General features: G+C 72.1%; 26 protein-coding genes. 14 read left to right on the top strand and 12 right to left on the bottom strand.

Annotation, left to right across the window (positions count from 1 at the left end; genetic code table 11):
• Positions 1 to 7 precede the first annotated feature (7 nt).
• The 4 genes from zwf to O7614_RS17500 all read left to right on the top strand — a co-directional run bounded on the left by zwf (position 8) and on the right by O7614_RS17500 (position 3,961).
• Positions 8 to 1,387 (top strand): glucose-6-phosphate dehydrogenase, encoded by a 1,380-nt coding sequence (zwf, locus tag O7614_RS17515; RefSeq protein ID WP_278139533.1) that lies wholly within the window; start codon positions 8 to 10, stop codon positions 1,385 to 1,387.
• A 66-nt stretch (positions 1,388 to 1,453) separates the two neighbouring features.
• Positions 1,454 to 2,284 (top strand): hypothetical protein, encoded by an 831-nt coding sequence (locus tag O7614_RS17510; RefSeq protein WP_278139532.1) that lies wholly within the window; start codon positions 1,454 to 1,456, stop codon positions 2,282 to 2,284.
• Between the two features lie 142 nt (positions 2,285 to 2,426).
• Positions 2,427 to 3,839 carry an OFA family MFS transporter gene (locus O7614_RS17505; RefSeq protein ID WP_278139531.1) on the top strand — a complete coding sequence of 471 codons (1,413 nt, stop codon included), beginning with the start codon at positions 2,427 to 2,429 and terminating at the stop codon, positions 3,837 to 3,839.
• On the top strand, positions 3,836 to 3,961 hold the full coding sequence (locus O7614_RS17500) for a hypothetical protein (protein ID WP_278139530.1): 126 nt from the start codon (positions 3,836 to 3,838) through the stop codon (positions 3,959 to 3,961). The genes O7614_RS17505 and O7614_RS17500 overlap by 4 nt, the downstream gene beginning before the upstream one ends.
• Before the next feature lie 32 nt (positions 3,962 to 3,993).
• On the opposite strand, the gene O7614_RS17495 is transcribed toward O7614_RS17500, so the two are convergent.
• A complete protein-coding gene (locus O7614_RS17495) occupies positions 3,994 to 4,722 on the bottom strand; it encodes an SDR family oxidoreductase (RefSeq protein WP_278139528.1) in 729 nt (242 codons plus the stop codon).
• A 167-nt stretch (positions 4,723 to 4,889) separates the two neighbouring features.
• Here O7614_RS17495 and O7614_RS17490 point away from each other — a divergent pair, with 167 nt between their 5' ends.
• Both O7614_RS17490 and O7614_RS17485 read left to right on the top strand, forming a co-directional pair.
• A complete protein-coding gene (locus O7614_RS17490; RefSeq protein ID WP_278139527.1) occupies positions 4,890 to 5,351 on the top strand; it encodes a peroxiredoxin in 462 nt (153 codons plus the stop codon).
• Positions 5,352 to 5,425: 74 nt separating this feature from the next.
• On the top strand, positions 5,426 to 6,112 hold the full coding sequence (locus O7614_RS17485) for a hypothetical protein (RefSeq protein ID WP_278139526.1): 687 nt from the start codon (positions 5,426 to 5,428) through the stop codon (positions 6,110 to 6,112).
• Positions 6,113 to 6,118: 6 nt separating this feature from the next.
• On the opposite strand, the gene O7614_RS17480 is transcribed toward O7614_RS17485, so the two are convergent.
• Positions 6,119 to 6,571: a MarR family transcriptional regulator gene (locus O7614_RS17480; protein WP_278139525.1), complete on the bottom strand. Its 453-nt coding sequence runs from the start codon at positions 6,569 to 6,571 to the stop codon at positions 6,119 to 6,121.
• A gap of 98 nt (positions 6,572 to 6,669) precedes the next feature.
• On the opposite strand from O7614_RS17480, the gene O7614_RS17475 reads away from it, so the two are divergent.
• Positions 6,670 to 7,101 (top strand): hypothetical protein, encoded by a 432-nt coding sequence (locus O7614_RS17475; protein WP_278139524.1) that lies wholly within the window; start codon positions 6,670 to 6,672, stop codon positions 7,099 to 7,101.
• A gap of 67 nt (positions 7,102 to 7,168) precedes the next feature.
• Here O7614_RS17475 and O7614_RS17470 read toward each other — a convergent pair whose 3' ends face one another.
• The 3 genes from O7614_RS17470 to O7614_RS17460 form a co-directional block, all read right to left on the bottom strand.
• The gene (locus tag O7614_RS17470) at positions 7,169 to 8,338 is read right to left on the bottom strand and encodes a GNAT family N-acetyltransferase (RefSeq protein WP_278139523.1); all 1,170 of its coding nucleotides are present in this window, start codon (positions 8,336 to 8,338) and stop codon (positions 7,169 to 7,171) included.
• A 172-nt stretch (positions 8,339 to 8,510) separates the two neighbouring features.
• On the bottom strand, positions 8,511 to 9,509 hold the full coding sequence (gene cydB / locus O7614_RS17465) for a cytochrome d ubiquinol oxidase subunit II (RefSeq protein WP_278139522.1): 999 nt from the start codon (positions 9,507 to 9,509) through the stop codon (positions 8,511 to 8,513).
• Positions 9,510 to 9,523: 14 nt separating this feature from the next.
• Complete coding sequence (locus O7614_RS17460; RefSeq protein ID WP_278139521.1) at positions 9,524 to 10,936, bottom strand: cytochrome ubiquinol oxidase subunit I; 1,413 nt, start codon at positions 10,934 to 10,936, stop codon at positions 9,524 to 9,526.
• 176 nt (positions 10,937 to 11,112) lie between these two features.
• On the opposite strand from O7614_RS17460, the gene O7614_RS17455 reads away from it, so the two are divergent.
• The 4 genes from O7614_RS17455 (at position 11,113) to O7614_RS17440 (ending at position 14,963) form a co-directional block, all read left to right on the top strand.
• Positions 11,113 to 11,886: a lysophospholipid acyltransferase family protein gene (locus tag O7614_RS17455; protein ID WP_278139520.1), complete on the top strand. Its 774-nt coding sequence runs from the start codon at positions 11,113 to 11,115 to the stop codon at positions 11,884 to 11,886.
• 127 nt (positions 11,887 to 12,013) lie between these two features.
• Positions 12,014 to 12,781, top strand: coding sequence for a glycerophosphodiester phosphodiesterase (locus tag O7614_RS17450; RefSeq protein WP_278139519.1), 768 nt, complete (start codon positions 12,014 to 12,016; stop codon positions 12,779 to 12,781).
• Positions 12,782 to 12,798: 17 nt separating this feature from the next.
• Positions 12,799 to 14,190, top strand: a complete 1,392-nt coding sequence (locus tag O7614_RS17445; protein WP_278139518.1) for an MFS transporter — start codon at positions 12,799 to 12,801, stop codon at positions 14,188 to 14,190.
• A gap of 149 nt (positions 14,191 to 14,339) precedes the next feature.
• The gene (locus O7614_RS17440; RefSeq protein WP_231924683.1) at positions 14,340 to 14,963 is read left to right on the top strand and encodes a thymidine kinase; all 624 of its coding nucleotides are present in this window, start codon (positions 14,340 to 14,342) and stop codon (positions 14,961 to 14,963) included.
• 266 nt (positions 14,964 to 15,229) lie between these two features.
• Here O7614_RS17440 and O7614_RS17435 read toward each other — a convergent pair whose 3' ends face one another.
• Positions 15,230 to 16,423, bottom strand: a complete 1,194-nt coding sequence (locus O7614_RS17435) for a low temperature requirement protein A (protein WP_278139517.1) — start codon at positions 16,421 to 16,423, stop codon at positions 15,230 to 15,232.
• A complete protein-coding gene (locus O7614_RS17430) occupies positions 16,410 to 16,820 on the bottom strand; it encodes a DUF4878 domain-containing protein (protein ID WP_278142290.1) in 411 nt (136 codons plus the stop codon). Before O7614_RS17430 ends, O7614_RS17435 begins: the two co-directional genes overlap by 14 nt.
• Before the next feature lie 194 nt (positions 16,821 to 17,014).
• Here O7614_RS17430 and O7614_RS17425 point away from each other — a divergent pair, with 194 nt between their 5' ends.
• Both O7614_RS17425 and O7614_RS17420 read left to right on the top strand, forming a co-directional pair.
• Positions 17,015 to 18,718 (top strand): acyl-CoA dehydrogenase family protein, encoded by a 1,704-nt coding sequence (locus O7614_RS17425; protein WP_278139516.1) that lies wholly within the window; start codon positions 17,015 to 17,017, stop codon positions 18,716 to 18,718.
• A 31-nt stretch (positions 18,719 to 18,749) separates the two neighbouring features.
• Positions 18,750 to 19,916, top strand: a complete 1,167-nt coding sequence (locus tag O7614_RS17420; RefSeq protein WP_278139515.1) for a PQQ-binding-like beta-propeller repeat protein — start codon at positions 18,750 to 18,752, stop codon at positions 19,914 to 19,916.
• 71 nt (positions 19,917 to 19,987) lie between these two features.
• Here O7614_RS17420 and O7614_RS17415 read toward each other — a convergent pair whose 3' ends face one another.
• The 5 genes from O7614_RS17415 to O7614_RS17395 form a co-directional block, all read right to left on the bottom strand.
• The gene (locus O7614_RS17415) at positions 19,988 to 20,986 is read right to left on the bottom strand and encodes a tyrosine-type recombinase/integrase (RefSeq protein WP_278139514.1); all 999 of its coding nucleotides are present in this window, start codon (positions 20,984 to 20,986) and stop codon (positions 19,988 to 19,990) included.
• A gap of 67 nt (positions 20,987 to 21,053) precedes the next feature.
• Positions 21,054 to 21,479 carry an Hsp20/alpha crystallin family protein gene (locus tag O7614_RS17410; RefSeq protein WP_088991665.1) on the bottom strand — a complete coding sequence of 142 codons (426 nt, stop codon included), beginning with the start codon at positions 21,477 to 21,479 and terminating at the stop codon, positions 21,054 to 21,056.
• A 68-nt stretch (positions 21,480 to 21,547) separates the two neighbouring features.
• Positions 21,548 to 22,063, bottom strand: coding sequence for a GNAT family N-acetyltransferase (locus O7614_RS17405; protein WP_278139513.1), 516 nt, complete (start codon positions 22,061 to 22,063; stop codon positions 21,548 to 21,550).
• A gap of 58 nt (positions 22,064 to 22,121) precedes the next feature.
• Positions 22,122 to 22,637, bottom strand: a complete 516-nt coding sequence (locus O7614_RS17400; protein ID WP_278139512.1) for a DUF2087 domain-containing protein — start codon at positions 22,635 to 22,637, stop codon at positions 22,122 to 22,124.
• Between the two features lie 54 nt (positions 22,638 to 22,691).
• Positions 22,692 to 22,961 carry a MarR family transcriptional regulator gene (locus tag O7614_RS17395; protein WP_278139511.1) on the bottom strand — a complete coding sequence of 90 codons (270 nt, stop codon included), beginning with the start codon at positions 22,959 to 22,961 and terminating at the stop codon, positions 22,692 to 22,694.
• On the opposite strand from O7614_RS17395, the gene O7614_RS17390 reads away from it, so the two are divergent.
• Positions 22,942 to 23,298, top strand: a complete 357-nt coding sequence (locus O7614_RS17390) for a hypothetical protein (protein ID WP_278139510.1) — start codon at positions 22,942 to 22,944, stop codon at positions 23,296 to 23,298. The two genes, O7614_RS17395 and O7614_RS17390, sit on opposite strands and share 20 nt — an antisense overlap.
• Positions 23,299 to 23,301: the final 3 nt, after the last annotated feature.

The following is a 23,301-nucleotide window of genomic DNA, read 5'->3' as shown; positions in this document are numbered from 1 at the left end:
AAGTGCCATGCACATGCGCTCAGACGCGGTGGTGCTGTTCGGCGTTACCGGAGACCTCGTCTCGAAGAAGCTGTTCCCGGCGCTGTACGAGTTGACCCGGCGCGGCCGCCTCGACGTCCCGGTGATCGGCGTGGCCCGCTCCCCCTGGGATGACCAGCAGCTCGTCACCATGGCCCGCAAGTCGGTGCTGGAGGCCAGCGACCAGATCGACGACGAGACCTTCGACGGGCTGGCGGGCAACCTTTCGATGATCTCCGGTGACTACGCCGACCCGACGACGTACCAGCGCTTGGCCGAGCGCCTGCGCGACGCCGAGCGGCCGGTCTTCTACCTGGCGATTCCGCCGGCGGTGTTCTCCTCCGTCGTCGAGGGCCTCGCGGCGGTCGGGTTGGCCGACCGGGGCCGGGTGATCGTGGAGAAGCCGTTCGGGCGCGACCTGGCGTCGTCCCGTGAGCTGGATCGCCGACTGCGTGGCGCGTTCGACCCCGAACGGGTGTTCCGCATCGACCATTATCTGGGCAAGGAGGCCGTCGAGGGTCTCTACGCCTTCCGGTTCGCCAACCGGTTGTTCGAGCCGTTGTGGAACAACGAGCACATCGACAACGTCCAGGTGACCCTCGCGGAGGGTTTCGGTACGCAGGGGCGGGCCGGGTTCTACGACACGGTGGGCGCGACCCGGGACGTGCTGCAGAACCACATCCTGCAGGTCGTCGCGTTGATCGCGATGGAGGCGCCGGCCAGTGAGGACACGGCGGCGTTCCGGGAGGCGGAGGCCGCGGTGCTGCGGCAGGTCGTCCCGTTGTCGCCGGAGTCCACGGTGCGGGGGCAGTACGCCGGCTACCGCGACGAGCCGGGCGTCGCCGCCGATTCCAACACGGAGACGTTCGTGGCGACCCGGTTGACGGTCGACTCCCCCCGCTGGGCGGGCGTGCCGTTCTACCTGCGCACCGGCAAGTCCCTGCCGGGGACGGCGACGGAGGTCGTGGTCGAGTTCAAGCAGCCGTCGCGCTCGTTGATCCCGGTGGAGCGGGGCACGGCGACCGTCGCGAACCTGTTGCGCTTCCGCCTCGGGCGTGGTGACGGCATCACGATGTCGATCCAGGCCAAGAGCCCGGGCGCCGAGGTGGCGAGCCGTCCGGTGGACCTGTCCGTCGACTTCGGGTCGGTGTTCGGTCGTCGCCAGGAGGCGTACGAGCGGTTGCTCGACGACGCGATGGACGGGCAGCACCTGCGGTTCGCCCGCGCGGAGACGATCGAGCAGGAGTGGCGCATCGTCGAGCCGATCCTGGACCTGCCGGCGCCGGTGCGGTCGTACGACAAGGGCAGTTGGGGTCCGGCGGACGCCGACGCCCTCGCCGGCGGCTGGCACGCCCCGGGCCTGCGGTAGTGGCGCTGCTCACGGCGCCGGCAGCGCCGGCGCCGGCGTGCGTCGCACCCTGGCAGGCTGTGCCGAATGGCACGTGTTGAGACGGTAGGCGCGCTCGCCGAACTGGCCGAGGCCGAGTTCATGTTCCGGTACGAGTCGGGTGCGTCGGCCGAGGTTCGCGACGCGCTCGGGATCCGGACCGCCAGGCTGGGCGGCGGGGTGGTGCTGTCGATGCGCCACGACCCGACCGGCTACTGGTCCAAGGCGCTCGGGTTCGGCGTCGACCAGCCGGTGACGGGCGAGTTGATCGCCCAGGTGTGCGACTTCTACCGCGCCGAGGGCACACCCAGCGCGGTCATCCAGATCGCCCCGGATCGGCTGCCGGCGGACTGGGACGAGATCTGCGTGCGGGAGAACATCACGGCGGGCGGTGTGTGGGTCAAGCTCGCCGGTGGGATCGACGCCCTGAACCCGGGTGGCACCGACCTGCGGGTGGGTCCGGTCCCGGACGAGTCGGTGCGCGAGTGGGCGTCGGTGGTGCTGCGCTGCTTCGGGATGCCCGAGGAGCACCTGGGGCCGATGTTGGCCGAGAGCGTGCGTGATCCGGGTTTCCGCCCGTTCGCCGCGTGGGACGGTGCGCAGATGGTGGCGGCCGCGAACCTGTTCGTGCACGGCGACGTCGGCTCGCTCAACACCGGTGCCACCCTGCCGACACATCGGGGTCGGGGCGCGCAGTCGGGCCTGTTGGCGGCCCGGGTGGCCGCCGCCGCGGCGGTCGGTTGCCGGTGGGTCTCCGCCGAGACGGGCCGACCCGCGCCGGGTTCGTCGAACCCGTCGCTGGACAACATGCTCCGGCTGGGGATGAGGCCGCTGTACGAGCGACGCAACTGGATCTGGCGGGCGGAGCCGACCGGCTAGATGAGCGGTTCGGCGGGTGGGCTACTGACTGACCGCTCAGCTCACGGTTTCGACCGTCCGGCGACGGCGAGGTTTGCCGGCACGGCCCGGTGTGGGCATGTGAGGGGGACGTCTCCCGCCCGCTCCGGAGAGGAAGCAGCGCATGCTTTCCGCACTCGACCGTCGGCACACCGTCGCGCCGCCCGGCTACAGCCGTTGGCTGATCCCTCCGGCGGCTTTGGCCATCCACCTCTGCATCGGTCAGGTCTACGCGACCAGCGTCTACAAGAACTCGCTGATCGCCCACTTCGACACCAGTCAGACCGCGATCGGGGTGATCTTCAGTATCGCGATCGTGATGCTGGGGTTGTCCGCCGCGGTCGCCGGGACCTGGGTGGAGGCGAACGGGCCGCGTAAGGCGATGTTCGTGTCGGCCTGCTTCTGGGCGGCGGGTTTCCTGGTGGGGTCGTTGGGCATCGCCACGAAGCAACTGTGGTTGCTGTATCTGGGCTACGGGCTGCTCGGCGGCATCGGTCTGGGCATCGGTTACATCTCCCCCGTCTCCACGTTGATCAAGTGGTTCCCGGACCGGCCGGGGTTGGCCACCGGTTTGGCGATCATGGGGTTCGGTGGTGGGGCGATGGTCGCCTCTCCCCTGTCCCGGCAGCTCTTGTCGTTCTACGACCCCGGCTACGACCCGGCCAACGCGGGCTCGACGGCGTCGGGCAGCGCCCTGGTGTGGTTGTTCGTGACGCTGGGCCTGGGCTACTTCGTGATCATGATGTTCGGAGTGGCGAACGTGCGGGTGCCGGCCGAGGGCTGGCGGCCGGTCGGGTTCGACCCCGCGAGCGTGGCGGCGAAACCGCTTGTCACCAGGGCGAACGTGTCGGCGGCGAACGCGGTGAAGACCCGCTCGTTCTGGCTGCTGTGGGTGGTGCTGTTCTGCAACGTGACCGCTGGCATCGGCATCCTTGAGCAGGCCAGCCCGATGATCCAGGACTTCTTCCGGGACAACGGCACGTCGGCGGTGACCGTCGCGGCGGCCGGTGGGTTCGTGGGTCTGCTGTCGCTGTTCAACATGGCCGGCCGGTTCGTGTGGTCGTCCACCTCGGACGTCATCGGCCGCAAGCCGATCTACCTGGTGTACCTGGGTGTCGGCATGGTGCTGTACGCGCTGCTGGCGCTGGTCGGGCAGACCGCCACGGCGCTGTTCGTGCTGCTGGCCTGCGTGATCCTGTCTTTCTACGGCGGCGGGTTCGCCACCGTGCCGGCGTACCTGCGGGACCTGTTCGGCACGTTCCAGGTCGGCGCGATCCACGGTCGGCTGCTGACCGCGTGGTCGGCGGCGGGGATCGCCGGACCGCTGATCGTCAACGGGTTCCTCGACGCGCAGGGTGAGCCGGGCACGTTGACGGCGGCGGCGTACCGGCCGGCGCTGTTCACCATGGTGGGCGTGCTGGCCGTGGGCTTCGTGGCGAACCTGCTGGTGCGGCCGGTGCCGCAGCGCTACCACGAACCATCGGAACAGCAGGACGTGAACGAGGACACGACGGTGCAGAGGAGTGGCACGCGATGAGCGACGACAGCCGAACCGGGCAGCAGGCCCGGTTGTGGGTTTCCTGGTTGGTGGTGGCGGCGCTGCTCGGCTACGGAGTCGTGCAGACGGTGATCACGGCGGCGAAGCTGTTCACCCACTGAGGGTGTGAGCCGGGGTGCTGCGGCGCCCCGGCTCACAGACCTCCGGAGACACGCAGCACCGTGCCGGTGGTGTACGAGGCGTCCGGGCCGAGAAGCCAGGCGATGGCGGCGGCGATCTCGTCGGGTTCACCGGCGCGGCCCAGCGGGATGCGGCCGACCGCGGTGTCGGCCCGGTCGGGTACGCCGGAGTCGGCGTGGATGTCGGTGCGCACGATGCCGGGTGCGACGGCGTTGACCCGGATGCCTCTCGGGGCGAGTTCCTTGGCCAGCCCCACCGTGAGGGTGTCGGTGGCGGCCTTCACCGCGGCGTAGTGCACGTACTCCCCCGGGCTGCCGAGGGTCGCCGCTGCCGAGGAGACGTTGACGATCGCGCCGCCGTCAGTGAGTCGACGGGCGGCCTGCTGGGCACAGAGGACGTAACCGACGAGGTTGACGTCGACGACCCGGCGCAGGTCCTCGACGCGCAGCTCGGTGAAGGGCCCGATGAGGCTGGTGACGCCGGCGTTGTTGACCAGGCCGGTGAGCGAACCGAGGTGGGCGGCGGCGTCGAACAGGTCGGCGACCTGGTCGGGGTCGGTGGTGTCGGCGCGTACCGCGATGGCCTGTGCGCCGGAGGCGCGCAGGTCGGACAGGACGGCGTTGGCGGCGGCGTCGTCACGGCGGTAGCACAGGGCGATGTGGTGCCCGGCCACGGCGAGACGGCGGGCGGTGGCCGCGCCGATACCTCGTCCACCGCCGGTGATGACGGTGACCGGTGCCACGGCGCCTCCAGTGCTGTCGGGTGGGATAGGCCCACGCTACCGTGACCGGCGCGGGTCGGTCGTCGGCGTGCGGGCGCAGGCCGCGACGGTCGCGGGTGAGGTGTTCGGCGCTCCGGGTGTGATCGCTTACGCTCACCGCGCGTTCGATCGGACAACGGAGGTGCGCGGTGGCGGGTGTGGGTGTCGGCGACGTCGTGGAGGACTTCGAGCTGCCGGACGAGACGGGCACGCCACGGCGGCTGTCGGAGTTTCTGGCGACCGGGCCGGTGGTGCTGTTCTTCTACGCGGGGGCGATGACCCGGGGCTGCACGGCCGAGAGTTGCCACTTCCGGGATCTGGGGGCGGAGTTCACGGCGCTGGGCGCCTCCCGGGTGGGGATCAGCCGCGATCCGGTGGCGAAGCAGGCCGAGTTCTCGGCGCTGAACGGCTTCGACTATCCGCTGCTGTCGGATGTGGACGGGACGGTGACGCGGGCGTTCGGGGTCAAGCGGCGGGTGCCGTTGGGGCCGATCAGCACGAAGCGGATGACGTTCGTGATCGGTACCGACCGGCGGATCATCGAGGTGATCCACAGCGAGGTCAGCATGAACGACCACGCGGACCGGGCGTTGCGGGCTCTGGGCGGTTGAGGCCCCGTGCGGCGGGTGTCGCAGCGGGCTGGTATCAAGACAGCAATCAAACAGGTGTACGGAAGAGGGTTGTGATGGATGCCGGCCAGGGTTTGTCCACTGACGAGGTGCAGAGCATCCGGGAGGCGTTGTCGGCCGGGCGTAAGCCGCGGGTGGTGTTCACCGCGTCGGCGGGGCAGATCGCCGGTCAGGTCGGTCAGGTGATCGAGCTGACCGACCCCGAGGTGTCCGACGAGTTCGTGGTGGTGCGCTTCGGCCGCGACGAGTTGCCGTTCTCCCCGGCGGATCTGGCGGTCGCGCCGAAGGGCGCGGGCCGCCGGGTGGTGGAGCCGAAACCGGAGCCGGAACAGCCGTCTTCGCCCCCGGTGGTGGAGCCGGAGTTCGTGTTGGACACGCCGCGGGTGCCCGCGCCGCGACAGGAGGAACCGAAGGTGGAGCAGACGGAGAAGGCGCCGGCGCGGCGGGCGGTCAAGGCCGTCAAGCCGAAGAGCCCCGCCGGTCTGACGGTGACGCTGGCGTACGCCGACGGCGAGTGGACCGTCGCCGCGCAGCAGGGCAGCAAGGCCCTCGCGAAGCCGTACGTGGTGAAGCCGGCCGAGGCGTTGAAGATGGTGGCCCTGGTCGACGTGCCCGGCGTGCAGGAGGCGGTGGAGCAGATCCTCGGCACCGAGCGGGCGGAGGCGGAGCAGCAGGCGGAGAAGCTGCGCGCCGAGTTGGCCGAGATCGAGGCACGGCTGGCGGAGTTGCGCGAGGCCCGCTGAGGGTGCTCAGCGGCGGGTGTGGTGGTCCAGCAGTCGGGTGAGCAGGCGGGTCAGCTCGTCGCGTTCGGCGGCGGACAGCGGGGCGAGCAGATCGTCCTGGACCCGGCCGACGGTGTCGGTCATCCGGCGGGCCTCGTCGGCGCCGGCGGCGGTGAGGCTGATGACGTTGCGGCGGCGGTCGGCCGGGTCGGGGGCGCGTACGACGAGTCCCCGACCGGCCAGGTCGTTGACGGCTGCCACGACGTCGCTGCGGTCGATGGCGCAGCGTCGGCCCAGGTCGGCCTGGCTGGCGGGGCCGTCCTCGGCCAGGGCGGCGAGCAGCCGGTAGTGGTAGCCGCGCAGGTCGTGTGCGGCGAATCCCTCGCTGATGAGGCGGCCGGCGTGGCTGGCGGCCTGGTTGAGCAGCCACGTCGGGGTGCTGCGTAGCCCGGCGGGTGACTGCGGGGCGGTGGACTCCATGGTCGGGAGCCTAACAGGAATCGTTGGCGCGACCCACGATCTCCGTGTTACGTTGGCTGCACCAACGTTGGTGCAGCCAACGTTCAGAAGGAGGCGTCATGTCCACCGCTCCCACCCTCAACGGCCAGGTCATCGGCCAGGCCCACCACGCCACCCGCGCCCTGCTGGAGCGTGCCACCGCTCCGCTCGGGGTCAGCTTCGGGCAGGTGCTCGCGCTCAACGCCCTCGCCGACGGGCCCGTCGAACGCGATCACCTCACACACCGGATCACCAGCACACTCAAGGTCGACGGGCCGGCCGTGCGGGAGATGATCGCCGGACTCGTCGATGCGAACCTCGCGCAGGACGACACCGACGGCGCACGGATCCGGCTCACCGACAGCGGTCAGGCGACGCAGGCCCGCGTCGCGGACGCCGTCTCCGGCATCACCGCCCGCCTCTACGCGGACATCCCCGCCGACGAGGCGAGCGCCGCCGCCCGGGTGCTCACAGTGGTCACCCAACGCGCGAACGCCGAACTGGCGGCCTGACCCGGGCGCAGCGGTGCCCGCCGCAGGTCGGCGGACCGGTCCGGGGCATGCGCGTACCCCTGACCGGTCAGAAGTAGTCGAGCACCTGCGCCGGGCCGCCCGCGCCCAGCAGGTCCAGGGCGTCCGGTGCGACACCGGCGGTGTGCAGCAGGCCCGCGTGCGCGACCGATCGGGCGCCGGACGCCCCGGTGTACAGCAACGCGAAACCGCGAACATCCAGCCGCAGGTCCGCCTCGCCGTCGAGGCGGGTCAGCTCGGCGGCACCGTCGGCGACAGCCAACCGCCAGGTGCCGGTGTTCCACTCGGCGAGCGGATCGGTGAGGCTGAAGTCCACGAACCCCCGGACGTGGGCCGGCCAGCCACGGGCGCTCACCGCGCGGGCGACGTCGACGGGCCGGTGCATCCACAGATCCCGTTCGTGGTCGCGGGCCGACTCCAGCGGCAAGCAGGTGCTCACCGCGTCGCCGTCGAGCGGACACAGTCGAAGGGTCGGCGCGACGCTGGCCCAACTGGCCAGCACACCGACGAGCTCCCGGGCGGCCTCGGCGGTGACCGCCAGGGCCTCGTCGACAGTGAGCACCGAGTCGGCACCGTAACCGCGGCCCCGCTGCCAGGTGGCGTAGCCCACCAGCTCGCCGTCGGTCTCGACGAGGGTGAGCCCGTCGCCGGGCAGGCCACCGTCAGCGTCGAACAACTCGCCCTGGCGGGTCAACAGGCCGTTGCGGTGCCGGGTGACCTGCTCGTAGAGGGCGGCGACGGCCGGCAGGTCGGCCGCGGTGCCCGCACGCACCGCGAACCGCGAGTCGGGTCGGTGCCGGGGCAACGCGGCGGTGGCCAGGTCGACGGTCCGTAGCACCCCGGCTGTCTCCCAGCCGCAAGACCGGTACGGGGCGGCGACGGTCGGGTAGAGCGCGCTGACGGCCGCACCGCGCTCGCGGGCGCCGCGCAGCAGCGCGGTGAGCATGGCACGAGCCACTCCCCGACCACGGGCCTCGGGGGCGACCGCCACTCCCGCCACGTCGGCGGCCGACACCGCCCGCCCCGACCACCACTGGTCGTGGTGCAGGTCGACGGCCTTACCGACGAGCCGCCCGGCCTTGTCGAACGCGCCGTAGCGCGTCAACCCGGGCACCGCGACCCTCGTGCTCGCCGCTCGTTCCGAGGTGTTGCCGAACGCGACCCGGCCCAGCTCCCAGGCGGCGTCGAGGTCGTCGGCGGTGAGTTCACGTACGTGCATCGGCACACCGTAGCGACGCGGATCCGCGCCGACAGCCGATATACCGGCCCGCCCCCGCCGATGACCCGGCCGATCATGGAGTTGTGGTGGGGACAAAAGGTCCTCGACGCCTCGAATCGGGCACCACAAGTCCATGATCGGCCGGGGCGAGGGGGCGGGCGGGGACGGGCGGTCAGTGCTGGGGGATGTTGGCTACGCCGATGCGCTTGCGGAACACCCAGTACGTCCAGCCCTGGTAGGCCAGCACCACCGGAGTGAAGATCACCGCCACCCAGGTCATGATCTTCAGGGTGTACGGGGTGGACGCGGCGTTGGTGGCCGTCAGCGTGCCGGCCGCGTCCAGAGTGGAAGGCAGCACGTTCGGGAACAGCGCCGCGAACAGGGTCGCCACGGCCAGACCGATCGCCACGGCGGTGCCGGTGAACGCCCAGCCCTCCCGGCGTACCCGAGCGGCGGCCAGGCCACCGAGCAGGGCGAGCGCCGCGCCGACGGCGAGCACGACGGCGGCCGTGCTGGAGCGGATGCTCAGCGTCCAGCTCAGGAAGCCGACCGCGAGCACGGCGGTGCCGACGCCCAGGCGCACCGCGAGGGCGCCGGCACGCTCGCGGATGTCGCCGGTGGTCTTCAGGGCGATGAACACCGCGCCATGGGTGAGGAACAGCGCGAGGGTGGTCGCCCCACCCAGCAGGGCGTACGGGTGCAGCAGGTCGACCAGGCCGCCGACGTACTCGTGGTCGGTGTCCAGCGGCACCCCGCGCAGGATGTTGGCGAAGGCCACGCCCCACAGGAACGCCGGCAGCAGCGAGCCGACCACGATCGCGGTGTCCCAGCGGCGCTTCCAGGACGCCTCGGGGCGCTTGTGCCGGTACTCGAACGCGACGCCCCGGGCGATCAGGGCCAGCAGGATGAGCAGCAGCGGCAGGTAGAAGCCGGAGAAGAGGGTGGCGTACCACTCCGGGAACGCGGCGAACATGGCGCCACCGGCGGTGATCAACCACACCTCGTTGCCGTCCCAGACGGGCCCGATGGTGTTGATCAGGACGCGGCGTTCCCGGTCGTCACGGCCGAGCACCGGCAGCAGCATGCCGACGCCGAAGTCGAAGCCCTCCAGGATGAAGTACCCGGTGAACAGCACGGCGACGAGGAGAAACCAGATGGTGGTCAGGTCCACGATGGGCTCCGGGATCAGTAGGCGAAGGCGAGCGGGCGCTCGGCGTCGTCGGTGTCGTCGGTGGGGGGTTGTTCGTCGACGTCCGGCACGCCGGCCTTGGCGTAGCGCAGCAGCAGCTTGACCTCGATGACGGCGAGGGTGGCGTAGATCAGCGTGAACGCGGTGAACGAGGTGAGCACCTCGGTCAGCGAGACGCTGCGCGACACCCCGTTGCGGGTGAGCATCTCGCCGAAGACGATCCACGGCTGGCGGCCCATCTCGGTGAAGATCCAGCCGAACGAGTTGGCCAGCAGCGGCAGCACCGGCATGGCCAGGCCGGCGCGCAGCAGCCACCTGCTGCTCGGGGTGCGGCCCTTGCGCTGGCTCCAGAGCACCAGCAGGGCGATCGCGCCGGCGGCCATCCCGAAGGCGATCATGAAGCGGAAGCTCCAGTAGGTGACCGGGATGATCGGGGTGTAGCTGCCCGCGCCGTACTGGGTGGCGTACTGGGCCTGCAGGTCGTTGATGCCGTGCACGGTGCCGTGCGGGTCGCCGGTGCCCAGGTACGACAGCAGGTACGGGATCTTCAGGGCGAACACCTCGCGGCTGCCGTCGAGGCTGCCGATGGTGAGCACGGAGAACGAGGCAGGGCTCTCGGTGGTGTAGAGGCCCTCGGCGGCGGCCATCTTCATCGGCTGCACATCCGTCATGATCTTGCCCTGGATGTCGCCGGTGAACAGCACCGCCGCGGAGGCGACCAGAACCACCCAGGAGCCGAACTTGGTGGCGAAGCGGTAGGCGCCGGTGTCGGCGGAGTCGCGGTTGCGGATGACGTGCCACAGGCCGACCGCGACGATCAGCGACCCGGCGACCAGGAACGAGCCGGCCAGGGTGTGCGGGAAGGTGATCAGGGCGACCTTGTTGGTCAGCACGGCCGGGAAGTCGGTCAGTTCGGCGCGTCCGCTGTCGGGGTTGATCCGGTAGCCGACCGGGTTCTGCATGAACGAGTTCGCGGCGAGGATGAAGTACGCGGACAGGTTGGTGCCGATCGCGGCGGCCCAGATGCTGGCCAGGTGCGCCCGCTTGGGCAGCCGGTCCCAGCCGAAGATCCACAGGCCGATGAAGGTGGATTCGAGGAAGAACGCGACAAGCGCCTCGATGGCCAGGGGCGCGCCGAAGATGTCGCCGACGAAGCGGGAGTAGTCGCTCCAGTTCATGCCGAACTGGAACTCCTGCACGATGCCGGTGACCACACCCATGGCAAAGTTGATCAGGAACAGCTTGCCGTAGAACTTGGTGAGCTTGAGGTAGCGCTCGTTGCCGGTGCGGTGCCACATCGTCTGCAGGATGGCCACCAGCACGGACAGGCCGATGGTCAGCGGCACGAAGAGAAAGTGGTAGACGGTGGTGACACCGAACTGCCAGCGGGCAACGTCCAACGCGTCCACCTGTAACCCCCAACCCAGCCGTACTACGGGACGTAGTAAATACTACTGCGTGTCGTAGAGAGATGGGCAGGGCCGGGTGGCCCGGAACGGCCCAGGACCAATGACCCTGATCACCCCGGGGCATCCGGCCGACCCGCCCGCACGACAGGGCCGAAGCGTGCGACGATGTCGCGCTGATGGACACCACGTACGGCAGCTGGCGGCCGCCGCTGATCTGGCGCGGCGCACTGCTCCTGATCCGGGCCCTGGTCGGCCTGCTGGCCCGCCTCGAGGTCACCGGCGACGTCCCCGCGCACCTGCGCCGAGGGCCGCTGGTGCTGGCCGCCAACCACATCAGCCCGTTCGACCCGATGGTCATGGCCGCCGCCTGCCAGACCAGGGGTATCGCCCCTCGGATCATGGCGACCGCCGGACTGTTTCGTGCCCCGGTGTTCGGTGCCGCCATGCGCCACGCCGGGCACATTCGCGTCGACCGGGGCACCAGCGCCGTCCACCGGGCTCTCGACGACGCCGCCACCGCCGTCGCCCGCGGCTCGGTGATCCTGATCTACCCCGAGGGACGCATCGGCCTGGACCCTGGCATGTGGCCCGAACGCGGCAAGACCGGCGCCGCCCGCCTCGCCCTGGCCTGCGGCGCTCCGGTCGTCCCGGTCGCCCAGTGGGGCTCGCACGAGGTGCTCCCCTACCAGGCGCCCCGGGGAATGCTGCGCGGCATCGCCCGCGCACTGTGGCGTCGCCCGGTGATCCGGGTGCACTTCGGCACGCCCGTCGACCTGGGTGAGACAACGGCCAGCAGCCCCGGTGCGGCCCGCCGGGCCACCGACCGGATCATCGACGCGCTCACCGACACGCTCGCCCCGCTGCGCCCGGACGAACCCGACCTGCCCCGGCACGTCGACCCCGGCCGCCCGAGCGACCCCAGCCGCGCCCACCGCCGCCGCTCGGCCTGACGGCGCTGCCGGCAATCCCACCAGCCGCCGACCACACCGGCCGCGTCACCCGACCCCCCGGCGTCCCGGGTCTGATCTTCGCCGGTAGGTCACCCGCGCTCCACCGGCGGCGGGCATACTGCGTCGCGTGTTGACCCGATCCGGCTACCTCGACGCGCCCGCGCCGCTGGCGTTCGCCCACCGGGGCGGCGCCGCCGACGGCGACGAGAACACCACCGAGGCGTTCGCCCGGGCCATCGGGCTGGGTTACCGGTACGTGGAGACCGACGTGCACGCCACAGCGGACGGCGTCGCGGTGATCTTCCACGACCCGACGCTGCGCCGGGTCACCGGTGAACCGGGGCGCATCGCCGAGATGAGCTGGGCCGACCTCGCCTCCGTACGCGTCGGCGGCGCTGCCGTCGTACCCCGGCTCGACGAGGTGTTGGGGGCGTGGCCGCAGGTCCGCTTCAACATCGACGTGAAGGCCGACGGCGGCGTCGAGCCGGCGGTCGCGACCGTGACCCGGGCCGGCGCCGCCGACCGGGTGCTGCTCGCCTCGTTCAGCGACGCCCGGCTGACCCGGCTGCGGGCGCTCACCCAGGGGCGGGTCGCCACCAGCCTCGGCATGCGGGGCGTCGCCCGGCTGCGGCTGGCCTCCCTGCACGGTCGGCCGCTGCGGCTGCCGCCGTCGGTGGTGGCCGCGCAGGTGCCGCCCCGCTACGGACGGGTGCCGGTGGTGGACCGTCGGTTCCTCGACTACTGCCACCGGATCGGCCTTCAGGTGCACGTCTGGACGATCGACGAACCCGCCCAGATGCACGACTTACTGGATCGTGGCGTGGATGGCATCATGACCGATCACGTCGGCGTGCTGCGCGACGTCTACCGCAGCCGCGGCCACTGGGCCGCCTGACCATCCGAGGACCACCGATGGCCGAGACCGTGACCCCCACGGTGGACGACACCCCGCCTCCCGCGAGCACCCGCCGGGAGCGCCGGGGCTGGTACATCTACGACTGGGCCAACTCCGCTTTCCAGACCACCGTCATCACGGTGTTCCTCGGCCCGTTCCTCACCACCGTCGCCGAGGTGGCGGCCGGCTGCGAGTTGGGTGCCGACTCCTGCGACGGCTTCGTGTACCCGCTCGGCATCAAGGTCGCCGCCGGGTCCTACTACCCGTACCTGATCTCGTTGTCGGTGTTCCTCACCGTGTTCGTGCTGCCGGTCATCGGGGCCATCGCGGACCGGTCGGCGCACAAGAAGCGGCTGCTCGGCGGCGCCGCGTTCACCGGCGCCGGTGCGACGATCCTGATGGCCTTCGTCACCGGCGACCGCTACCTGCTCGGCGGGGCGCTCTTCCTGGTCGCCAACATCTCCTTCGGCGCCGCGATCGTGGTCTACAACTCGTTCCTGCCACAGCTCGGCGGCCCGGACGAACGTGACGGCATCTCCAGCCGCGGCTGGGCGCTGGGCTACCTCGGTGGCGGTCTGCTGCTGGCGCTCAACCTGGTCGCGATCACCCTGCTCGACGAGGGCGACAACCCGCAACGCACCCTGGACCTGGCCCGCTGGTCGATCGTGTCCGCCGGAGTCTGGTGGGCGCTGTTCACGCTGGTGCCGCTGCGCTGGCTGCGCGAACGCCCACCGGCGGCGGCACTGGCCGGTGGCGGCAACGTGCTCACCGACGGGTTCCGCCAACTCGGCCGCACCATCCGCGAGATCAAGGCGTACCCGCTGACGCTGTACTTCCTGCTCGCCTTCCTGGTCTACAACGACGGCATCCAGACCGTCATCACCCTGGCCAGCCAGTACGGCACCGAGGAGCTACGGCTGGAACAGAGCACCCTGATCATCACGATCCTGCTGGTGCAGTTCCTCGCCTTCGGCGGCGCGTTGAGCCTGGGCGCGCTGGCCAGACGCATCGGCGCGTGGAAGACCGTCCTGCTCAGCCTGGTGCTCTGGACCGGTGTGATCATCGCCGCGTTCCGGCTGCCCGCCGAGGCGCCGGTGCCGTTCATGGTCCTCGGCGCGGCCATCGGCCTGGTCCTCGGCGGCAGTCAGGCGCTGAGCCGATCCCTGTTCAGCCAGCTCATCCCCGCCGGGAAGGAGGGCGAGTACTACGGCTTCTACGAGATCAGCGACAAGGGCACCAGCTGGCTCGGCCCACTCGCCTTCGGCCTGGTGTTCCAGCTCACCTCCTCCTACCGGGTGGGCCTGGTCTCACTGCTGATCTTCTTCGTGGTCGGTTTCCTGCTCCTCGCCGCCGTGCCGATGCGCCGTGCCATCGTCGCCGCGGGCAACACACCCCCGCGGGTGCTCTGAGCACGCATCCCGCACCCGACAGATCAGGGGCGCTCGATCGGCTAGGCTGCCCGACCGTGACTGACGACGCCACCGCCGCCCCGACCTGCCTCGCCCACCCGTTCCCCGGTCAGCCGCACGCGCCGGCCGGGTGCGCGGCGGCGCGTGGGCTGGACGGGCGGCCGGTGCACGCGGCGGCGTTGAAGTTCTTCTGGGGGCCGATGGACTGCGGCAAGTCCACGATGGCGTTGCAGATGAACTACAACCACGCCCGGCAGGGCCGGCGAGGGTTGGTCACCACCCGCATCGACCGGTCGCTGGGCCCGCAGGTCACCACCCGCATCGGGCTGGCCCACGAGGCCATCGAGGTCACCGACGACCTGGACCTGCGGGCGCTCGTGCGCGGCCGGTGGGCCGACGGGGTACGGGTGGACTACCTGATCTGCGACGAGGCGTGCTTCTACACGGTGGAGCACGTCGAGCAGATGGCCGAGCTGGTCGACAGCTACGACGTCGACGTGTTCGCGTTCGGGCTGGCCACCGACTTCCGGTCCAGCCTGTTCCCCGCCGCGCAACGTCTGTTCGAGTTGGCCGACGAGGTGGCCCGCATCCAGGTCGAGGTGCTCTGCTGGTGCGGTCGCGAAGGGCTGCTCAACGCCCGCGTCGTCGACGGGCGGGTCGTCCGCGAGGGCGCGCAGGTCGTCATCGGCGACACCGTGGACACCGCCGAGGTGCGCTACCAGGTGCTGTGCCGCCGGCACTACCGCAGCGGCGACCTCGGCCCCCGCGACTGAGACACCTTCCGGGCCGCCATCCAGTCGGCCATGATCACCGCGCCGGTGACCAGCAGCGCGGCCGAGGCAGCCACCGCGAGTGGCACCCGCAGCGCGACCGCCGCCGGTGAGAGCGAGGTGCTCGGCCAGGTAGTGCGACAGCTGGATGATCGTGAAGACGTAGACGAGGTCGAAGAACAGTTCGGTGGAGGTGGTCCGCTCCACGCCCCGACGCGGTCGCAGCAACTGCGGGTGAAGTGGCCCGCCGCCGCCCGCCTCGGAGCGGGTCATGGCGCCCCCCGCCGTGCCCCGGAGCGGTCTGCCATGATCACGGCGACCGTCACCGCCAACGCCGCCGCCGCGCACCCCGCGACGGGCACCCCCGCCGCCACACCGACCGGCATCAGCGCCAGCAGGACCACCACGGCCGTGACCCGGCTGGTCGGCAGGGTCCGCCACAGCAGCGCCTTGTAGGCGGCGTGCCCGGCCAGGAACAGCGCGGGTCCACCGAGGGAGAGCAGCACGTCGACAGTGGTGGCCCGCGCGCCCGGATCCCGCAGCAACCGCTCGTCGGCCGCCGACGTGACGACGACCCCGGCGACGATCACCGGGTGCAGGAAATTGAACGCGACCCGGCTCAACGCGCCGGTGCGCTGTCCGGCGTGGGCGATCACCTCCGTGGCCGCCGGGGCCGAGCGGGCGAAGTACACCCACCACAGCGCCACCGAACCGCCGAACGCCAGCAGGAACGCCCCGGACTTCACCAGGTCCACGTGCGAGGTGAGGGTGCTGCCGGTGACCAGGATCGACTCCCCCAGCGCGATCAGCACGAACGCCGCGCACCGTTCGGCCAGGTGCCCGCCCTCCACCATCCACCGCTCGGGTCGACTGCGTCCCCGCCTCGGCACCGGGTAGCCGATCGAGAGACCGACCACCTCGAGCACGAGCACCCCCGCCCACACCGTGTCCCGGGCGGCGCCGCCGACGAGGCCACCGATGACCACGAGCACCGACGTCCCGGCGATCCACGGCAGCGACTGTTGGAACCCGGCTACCAACCACGGACTGCCCTGTACCGCCCACAGCGCGAACAGGGTGCGGCCCACCTGCACGACCACGTAGACCAGCGCGAAGAGCAGGCCGGTCGAGCCGAAGGCGTCGGGGATCGCCGCGGACAACAGCAGGCTGGCCAGCCCCACCCCGATCAGCATGGCCCGCACCGGCCCCTGGTCCGGTTGCAGCCAGTTGGTCAGCCAGGTGGTGTAGACCCAGACGAGCCACACCAGAGCCAGCAACAGGCCGGTACGCGCGGCGCCCCGCCAGTCCAGGTGCGCGATCAGGTAGTGCGACAACTGGGTGATGGTGAAGATGAAGACCAGGTCGAAGAAGAGCTCCGTGGAGGTGGTCGGCTGCACCCCCTCACGTGGTCGCAGCAGTTGTGGGCGTACCGGGGCGGCGACCGAGGGCTCAGAAGGGGTCACCGCACACCCGCCAGTCGCCGCCCTCGCGGACCACCGGTAGGCGGCGTTCCTCGTTGAGCCCACCGTCGCGGGTCACTTTCACCGTCACCGTGCCCTGCGGTCGGCCGCTGCGGGTGGTGACGGACACGTCGGTGATCTCGTAGTCGGTGACCATCGGCGGGGTACGCACCCAACTGGTGAAGCCGATCGCGCTCCACCGGCTGCGGGCGTCCTCGCAGAGCCGCTCGTACGCGCGGTCGCTGTCGCCGAGCGTCACCTCGGTGAGGAAGCTGTCGGCGGTCTCCCGGATCGGGCCGGCGGCCTGCCGGACGGTCTGCAGGTTCCAGGCGGCCAGGCCGGCCACCCCGACGCAGCACAGCGCCACACCGAACCCGGCGAACGCCAACCCGGTGCGCATCGGGCGGTGACGCCGGGCCGGTCGGCTCCACGACTGGCCCGCACCCACGACTACCGACCGTAGAGAACCCACTCACGCTGACGGGCGACAAGCCGGAAACTGGGTGTGCCCGATGGGCGGGTGTGCCCTGTTCGCGGCAGCCCCGGATCGTCTACCGTCGGCGCACACCCCCGAGCAGTGCCAGGAGCCGATCGATGAGCCGCTTCGTGCAGCCGGTACCACCCCCCGTCGACCCGTACGCCGGCGATGGCCTGCTGCGGTCCTGGCTGGAGCGTCACCTCGGCCCGGCCGGGCACGCCGCCGCGAAGGGCCGCCTCGCCGACCTGGCCGCCGACGTCGCCGGGCCATTGCGCGCGGCGCACGCCGACGCCGAGGCGCACCCGCCGACGCTGGTCCGCTACGACCCGTGGGGCGCCCGGGTCGACCGGATCGACACCTCCGCCGGGTGGCAGGCGCAGCGGGCCGCCGCCGCCCGACACGCCGTGGTCGCGCTGCCCTACCTGCCGGACGCGCGGGGCACCTGGGGCGCCGCCGCGCGGGTGGTGCAGCACGCCCTGCTGCACCTGTACGGGCCGGAGTCGGCGACGTTCTCCTGCCCGGTGGCGATGGCCGACGGGGCTGCGGCGCTGCTCAGCCTGCCGGAGGTGGACACCGGGATCCGGGACGCGTGGCTGCCCCGGCTGATCTCCACCGACCCGGCGGTGGCGATCACCAGCGGGCAGTGGATGACCGAGGCGCAGGGTGGCTCCGACCTGGGCCGATCCAGCACCATCGGCCGACCCGCGGCGGATGGTTCCTGGCGGCTGACCGGGGAGAAGTGGTTCTGCTCCGCCGCCGACGCGGCGATGGCGGTGGCGCTGGCCCGACCCGAGGGCGCCGGGCGCGGCAGTCGGGTGCTCGCGCCGTTCCTCGTGCCCCGGTACGCGGTCGACTCACCGCTGGCCGACGGCGTGGCCCCGGGAGCACCAGCACCGGGCGTCACCGTGCACCGCCTCAAGGACAAGCTCGGCACCTGGGCGCTACCCACCGCCGAGATCGGTCTGCACGACGCGTACGCCGTGCCGCTGGGCGATCCGGCGGTGCCCGGTCTGGTTAGGGCGATGACCCTGGTGGTGGTGACCCGGGTGCACAACGCTGCCGCGGCTGCGGGCGGGATGCGACGAGGTCTCGCCTACGCCCGGGCGTACGCCGACGTGCGCCACGTCGCGGGCGGGGCGTTGGTGTCGTCGCCGTTGCACCGGGCCACCCTGGGCACCCTCGCGGTGGACGCGGCGGGCGCGTTCGCCCTGGCCGGGCACGCGTTTGCGCTGCTCGGGCGGGTCGAGGTCGGTGCCGACCCGGTGGCCGCGGCGGAGCTGCGGATCGTGGCGCCGCTGGCGAAGCTGGCCACCGGCCGGCTGGCCGTCAGCTCCGCCAGCGAGTACGTGGAGAGTTTCGGTGGGGCCGGCTACGTGGAGGACACCGGCGTGCCCCGGCTGCTGCGCGACGCCCAGGTGCTGCCGATCTGGGAGGGCACCACGAACGTGCTGGCCCTGGACGTGCTGCGTGCGCTGACCCGGGAGGACGCCGGGGTGCCCCTACTGGCCCGGCTCGCCGCCGCCGTCGACCTGGCCCGGCCGTTGTCGCCGGCGCTGGCCGACAGCCTGGCCACCGCCGCCGCGCAGTTGGAGCAGACCATCAGCGCGGTGAGCGTCGACCCGGGTGCGTCGGCCGTCCTCGCCGGCGCCCGTGGTCTGGCGCTGCGCCTGGCGTACGCGCTGACCACCGCGTTGCTCGTCGAGCACGCCGCGTGGGGGGACGAGCAGGCGGCGTTGGCCGCCCGGTTGTGGGCGCGCCGCTGGCTGCGGCACGAGGAGATCGCCGAGGACGCCCACCACCACCTCGACCTGCTCTGCTGACCGGCCGGCGCGAGCGGACGGGTGGGCTTCCATGTCGGTGCTGATCGAGCTGGGCGAGGATCGTGGCGCACCACTGGACGAGCGCCGGCCACCGCCGCAGGTGTCCCGCCGTTGGTGGTTGGCGTGGCTCGTGACGGCGTGCGCCCTGCTCGGCGGTGCCGCCCCGACCGGGCGCCTGACGCCGCAGGTCGAGCTGGCGGTGCCTGCCCGGGCGACCGTGCTCGGCGCGGGACCGTTGCTGCTGGTCGTCGACCCCGATTCGAACCCGCCGACGTTGAGTGCCTACGACCCGGCTGCGCCGGACGGCCCGCCGCGGTGGCGGGTCACCGTCCCGCCCGCGGCCGGGTGGTACGCCGAGGTCGCCGGTGACCTGCTGCTGCTGGTGGAGCGCGACCAGGTGCGCGGGGCGCGGGCGACCACCGCGCGGTCGATGCGTACCGGCCAGCCGTTGTGGCGGCGACCCGAGCGGGTGTACGCGGCCGGGGACGCGGCGGTCGCGGTGAGTGAGGTGCGCAGCGCTTCCGAGCCGGGACGGCGGGTCGAGGGCACCGTGCACGGCGTCGACCCGGCGACCGGCGCGACCCGGTGGTCAATTCCGCTGCCCTCCACGGCGGTGCTGCGGGCGCTGCCGGGCCGGGTACTGCTGCTGGTCCAGGACGACGGGTTGGCCCGGCTGCTCGACGCCCGCGACGGCGCGGAGCGCGGGCGGGGGCACCTTCCGCCGGCCGACTACGGCCCGGACAACCCCCAGGTCGTCGGCGCGCACCTGGTGCTGCGCCACCCGAGCGGCGAGGCGGTGGCGCTGACCGGCTACGACCTACCGGGGCTGGCGCCGCGCTGGCGGGTGCCGGTGCCGCCGGGTGAGTTGACCCTGCGGCCCTGCCAGGGCCTGATCTGCGGGCAGGGCGAGGACGGACGCTGGGCGATCGACGCGGGGACTGGCGCGCGGGCATGGTCGTGGCCGGCCGGCGCGCGCTGGCGTACGGTGGCGGGCCCACGGGTACCCGCGGAACCCCTGGTGGTGCTGGGGATGGCGGCGGACGGCAGACGCTCCCTGGTCGCGACGGTGGGTCGCGACGGACACCGGGTGTCCGCGGTGCTCCCCGCAGGTGTGACCGACTGCCGGCGGGCCGGCACCGGGCTGCTCTGCCGCGATGGCGCGGCAAGGCAGACATTCTGGCCCCTCGACGTCCCCTGACCCTGCGGGTCAGCGCAGAGGTCCTCGGGTGACGGCGGCGCGCATCGTCGCCGGATCGCCGCCCGTGTTGCTCAGCCGCGACGACGCGACCGGGCCGCCCACACCGCGTAGGCCGGGTCGCGGTCGAGGTTGTGCCGGTCCCGGTCGTAGCGGCGGGTGGTACGCGGGTCCGCGTGCCCCATCGCGTCCTGCACGTCCTCCAGCGGCACGCCTTCGGATCGGGCGGTGGTGGCGAACGCGTGCCGCAGTGAGTGCGGGGAGAGCTTCGCCCACGCCGGGATGCCGGCGGCGCGGGCGAGTCGGCGCACGAGCCGGAACACCGAGTGCCGGTCCAGCCGGCCGCCGGTGGCGGTGACCAGCAGCGGCCCGGTCAACTGGGCCACCGACACACCGGCGGCGGCGGCCCGTTCGGCCAGGTAGGCATCCACGGCGTACCCGCTGCTGGGGGTGAGGGCGCGGCGGCGTTGCTTGCCGCCCTTGCCGACGAAGCGCACGCTGCGGTGCCCGCGCTCGGTGCCGAGGTCGGTCAGGTCCAGCGAGATCAGCTCCCCGACCCGCAGGCCCAGGTCGGCGAGGAGCGCGATCGCCGCCCGGTTGCGGGCGGCGGTCGCGCCGGTGTCCGCGTCGGCGGCGCTGAGCAGTGCGTCGACCTCTTCGGGGGTGAGCCCGAGAGTGGCGGAGTGGTCCCGGTCGACGCGGGGACGGTCCGCGCCGGAGACCGGGTTGGCCGGCACGGCGCCCAGTTTGACGAGGAAGTCGTACCAACTGGACAGCGCGGAGAGCCGCCGTGCCACCGTCGCCGGTGTCAGCGGGCGGCCGCTGCGGGCGCCGATGGTGGCTTCCAACGCCCGCGCGTACTCGTTGACGTGCAGGAATGTGGCCCGCAGCGGGTCCAGGTCCCGGCCCGCGCACCAGGTGAGCCAGCTGGTGACGTCACGGCGGTACGCGTCACGGGTGTGCTCGGACAACCGCCGGTTGCGCAGCCACGCCTCGGTGACCTCGACCGGCCCGCTCGGCAGAGCGGGGGTCGCGGACGGGCGGGCGAGCACCGGAGCGTCGGGGAACACCATGTGAAAAAGGCTCTCAGCCTCGGGTGGGATCGGCGTGCAGGCGCGCCGATCCCACCCGAGACCGTGGTCACGCGTTGATCTGGCGGCGCCCTTCGCCGTTGGCGCTGATGGTGACCCGCCGGGGCTTGGCCCGCTCGGCGACGGGGATGCGCAGCGTCAGCACCCCGTGCTCGTAGCCGGCCTCCAGCTTGTCGGTGTCCAGGGTGTCGCCCAGGAACAGTCGCCGGGTGAAGGTGCCCATCGGACGTTCGGCGGCGACCAGCTCGACGCCGTCGCCGCTGGGCCGGCGACGCTCGGCCCGGACGGTGAGCACGTTGCGCTCGACGGTGCAGTCGATGGTGTCGGGGTCGACGCCGGGCAGGTCGAACGCCGCGTAGAAGTGGTCCCCGTCGCGGTACGCGTCCAACGGCATCGTCGCGGGACGGGCTGCCGTACCGAAGAACTGCTCGGCGAGCCGGTCGATCTCGCGGAACGGGTCGGTACGCATCAACATGGTCATGCCTCCTCGGTTCTCCTGGCCGAAGGTGATGAGTTGAGCCGGGGCGACTCAACTTCCTCTTCTTATTTAGCGCCTTCGGACGCGTACGTCAACTCCTTCTGGAACCAGTGGTCGGCGTAGGGGCCTGACGAGTACGCCGGGATCTCCACGTAGCCGTGCCGGGCGTACAGGGCGCGGGCTTCGACCAGGTCGTTGCGGGTGTCGAGGCGGATCCGGTCCACCCCGGCGGTACGGGCTGCCTGCTCGACGGCGGCCAGCAGCGCGGCACCTCCTCCGGCGCCTCGGTGTGCGGGCCGGACGAACACCCGGGTCAGCTCGGCCCAGCCCGACTGCCAGCGCAGTCCGGCGCAGCCGGCCAACTCGGGGCCGTGGTGGGCGAGCAGCAACAGTCCACTCGGGTGGGTCAGGTCGTTGCTGGGCATCTCGGCCAGCGCCGCGTCGACCTCACCGGGCAGGGCGGGTCGACGGTGGTAGCGGACCACCATCTCGGTCATGTACTCGCGCAGCAGGCGCACCGCATCGGGCTGGTCGGGTCGGGTGGCACTGATCGACCAGGTCGGTCGGGCGGCGGCGGTCACTTGTCGATCATCACCGCCCGGTCAACGGGTTTACCGCCGGTTGTCGGCGCCCGGACCATCAGTGTCGCTGGTAGATGCCCTGCTCACGGGTGAGCAACTGCTCGTCGATCAGGTAGCGGCGCAGCGTCGCGTGGTCCGACCCGCCGGCTGCGCACCACTTCTTGAGCGCGTCGTCGACGGCCCGCTCCGGATAGCGGGTGCCCGGTGCGAACGACTGTTCGGCGATGTGTGCCAGCAACACCCGCCGCCGGCCCCGCTGAGCCGGCAGAGCCACCAGGACGTCCCCTCGTAGGAAGGTCCGCAGCACCGGGTCGACACCGGGATCGGCGTCGTCGGCCGGAGGGCTGTCGCGGGCGGCCTCCCGCAGTGACGCCTGGTCGGCCGCGAACGCGCCGTCGGCGCCGGTGACGAGACCCGCCTCGGTGAGCCGGCGGACCCCGGTGAGCACCGCCCGCGCCGGCAGCCCGGTCCGCTCGGCGACGTCGGTCGCGCTGGTCGCACCCAACACGATCGCCGCGAAGATCCGCCGCCGTCCGTCGTCGGCCAGGGCCCCGGCCAGAGCATGCGCAGTCACGCCGGTCACCCTCGCATCGGCGGTACGCGCACCGCCAGGCAATTTCCGGCCTGCTCAGCTCTCCGGCGTGCTCTGCGGCTGCTCGGCGACGAGCAGCACCCGGCGCAGCAGGTCGGAGAGGCGCCGCCGCTCGGTCGCGGTGAGCGCGCCGAACAGCCGGTGCCCCTCGGCACCTTGGACCTCCATGGCCCCACGCCACGCGGCCTGCCCGGCCTCGGTGGGCTCCACGTCGACCCGTCGACGGTCGACTGTCGACGGAATCCGGCGCACGAAACCCCGCCGCAGCAACGTGTCCACCCGCGCCGTGATCGAGGCGGGGGCCATCGCCAGGTCCGCGGTGATCGCCGCGTACGCGGTGGCGCTGACCGCCCTCGGCTATCTCAACCCGGTCTGGGAGACCGTCGTGCAGCACCACTTCCCGCCCGAGGTCCTGGCCCGTGTCACCTCGTACGACTGGCTGGTGTCGTTGGGTGCCATGCCGTTGGGTTACGCGCTGGCGCCGTTGGCCGCCGACGCGTTCGGCGCGCCGGTGCCCCTGGCCGTCGCCGGGCTGCTGGTCCTCGCCTCCTGCGCGGGCACGTCACTCGTGCCCGGCGTACGCCGACTCACCTGGCCGGCGACCCCGCAACCGCAACCGGCCGAACCCGCCGGCCTCCGCTGACGA

The sequence above is a fragment of the Micromonospora sp. WMMD961 genome, assembly GCF_029626145.1.
Classification (GTDB): Bacteria; Actinomycetota; Actinomycetes; order Mycobacteriales; family Micromonosporaceae; genus Micromonospora.
The sequence above is the reverse complement of the archived record's forward strand: the minus strand, read 5'-3'. Positions and strand labels throughout refer to the sequence as shown.

What these genes read in the sequence shown, in the direction of transcription:
- O7614_RS17415 (WP_278139514.1), bottom strand. Translation starts at nt 20,986, where the DNA reads ATGGTGTTCCCCGACGCTCCGGTGCTCGCCCGCCCGTCCGCGACCCCC.
- O7614_RS17445 (WP_278139518.1), top strand. Translation starts at nt 12,799, where the DNA reads ATGGCCGAGACCGTGACCCCCACGGTGGACGACACCCCGCCTCCCGCG.
- O7614_RS17500 (WP_278139530.1), top strand. Translation starts at nt 3,836, where the DNA reads ATGAGCGACGACAGCCGAACCGGGCAGCAGGCCCGGTTGTGGGTTTCC.
- O7614_RS17510 (WP_278139532.1), top strand. Translation starts at nt 1,454, where the DNA reads ATGGCACGTGTTGAGACGGTAGGCGCGCTCGCCGAACTGGCCGAGGCC.
- O7614_RS17455 (WP_278139520.1), top strand. Translation starts at nt 11,113, where the DNA reads ATGGACACCACGTACGGCAGCTGGCGGCCGCCGCTGATCTGGCGCGGC.
- O7614_RS17480 (WP_278139525.1), bottom strand. Translation starts at nt 6,571, where the DNA reads ATGGAGTCCACCGCCCCGCAGTCACCCGCCGGGCTACGCAGCACCCCG.
- O7614_RS17420 (WP_278139515.1), top strand. Translation starts at nt 18,750, where the DNA reads ATGTCGGTGCTGATCGAGCTGGGCGAGGATCGTGGCGCACCACTGGAC.
- O7614_RS17505 (WP_278139531.1), top strand. Translation starts at nt 2,427, where the DNA reads ATGCTTTCCGCACTCGACCGTCGGCACACCGTCGCGCCGCCCGGCTAC.
- O7614_RS17485 (WP_278139526.1), top strand. Translation starts at nt 5,426, where the DNA reads ATGGATGCCGGCCAGGGTTTGTCCACTGACGAGGTGCAGAGCATCCGG.
- O7614_RS17430 (WP_278142290.1), bottom strand. Translation starts at nt 16,820, where the DNA reads ATGCGCACCGGGTTGGCGTTCGCCGGGTTCGGTGTGGCGCTGTGCTGC.
- O7614_RS17410 (WP_088991665.1), bottom strand. Translation starts at nt 21,479, where the DNA reads ATGTTGATGCGTACCGACCCGTTCCGCGAGATCGACCGGCTCGCCGAG.
- O7614_RS17470 (WP_278139523.1), bottom strand. Translation starts at nt 8,338, where the DNA reads ATGCACGTACGTGAACTCACCGCCGACGACCTCGACGCCGCCTGGGAG.
- zwf (WP_278139533.1), top strand. Translation starts at nt 8, where the DNA reads ATGCACATGCGCTCAGACGCGGTGGTGCTGTTCGGCGTTACCGGAGAC.
- O7614_RS17425 (WP_278139516.1), top strand. Translation starts at nt 17,015, where the DNA reads ATGAGCCGCTTCGTGCAGCCGGTACCACCCCCCGTCGACCCGTACGCC.
- O7614_RS17395 (WP_278139511.1), bottom strand. Translation starts at nt 22,961, where the DNA reads ATGGCCCCCGCCTCGATCACGGCGCGGGTGGACACGTTGCTGCGGCGG.
- O7614_RS17475 (WP_278139524.1), top strand. Translation starts at nt 6,670, where the DNA reads ATGTCCACCGCTCCCACCCTCAACGGCCAGGTCATCGGCCAGGCCCAC.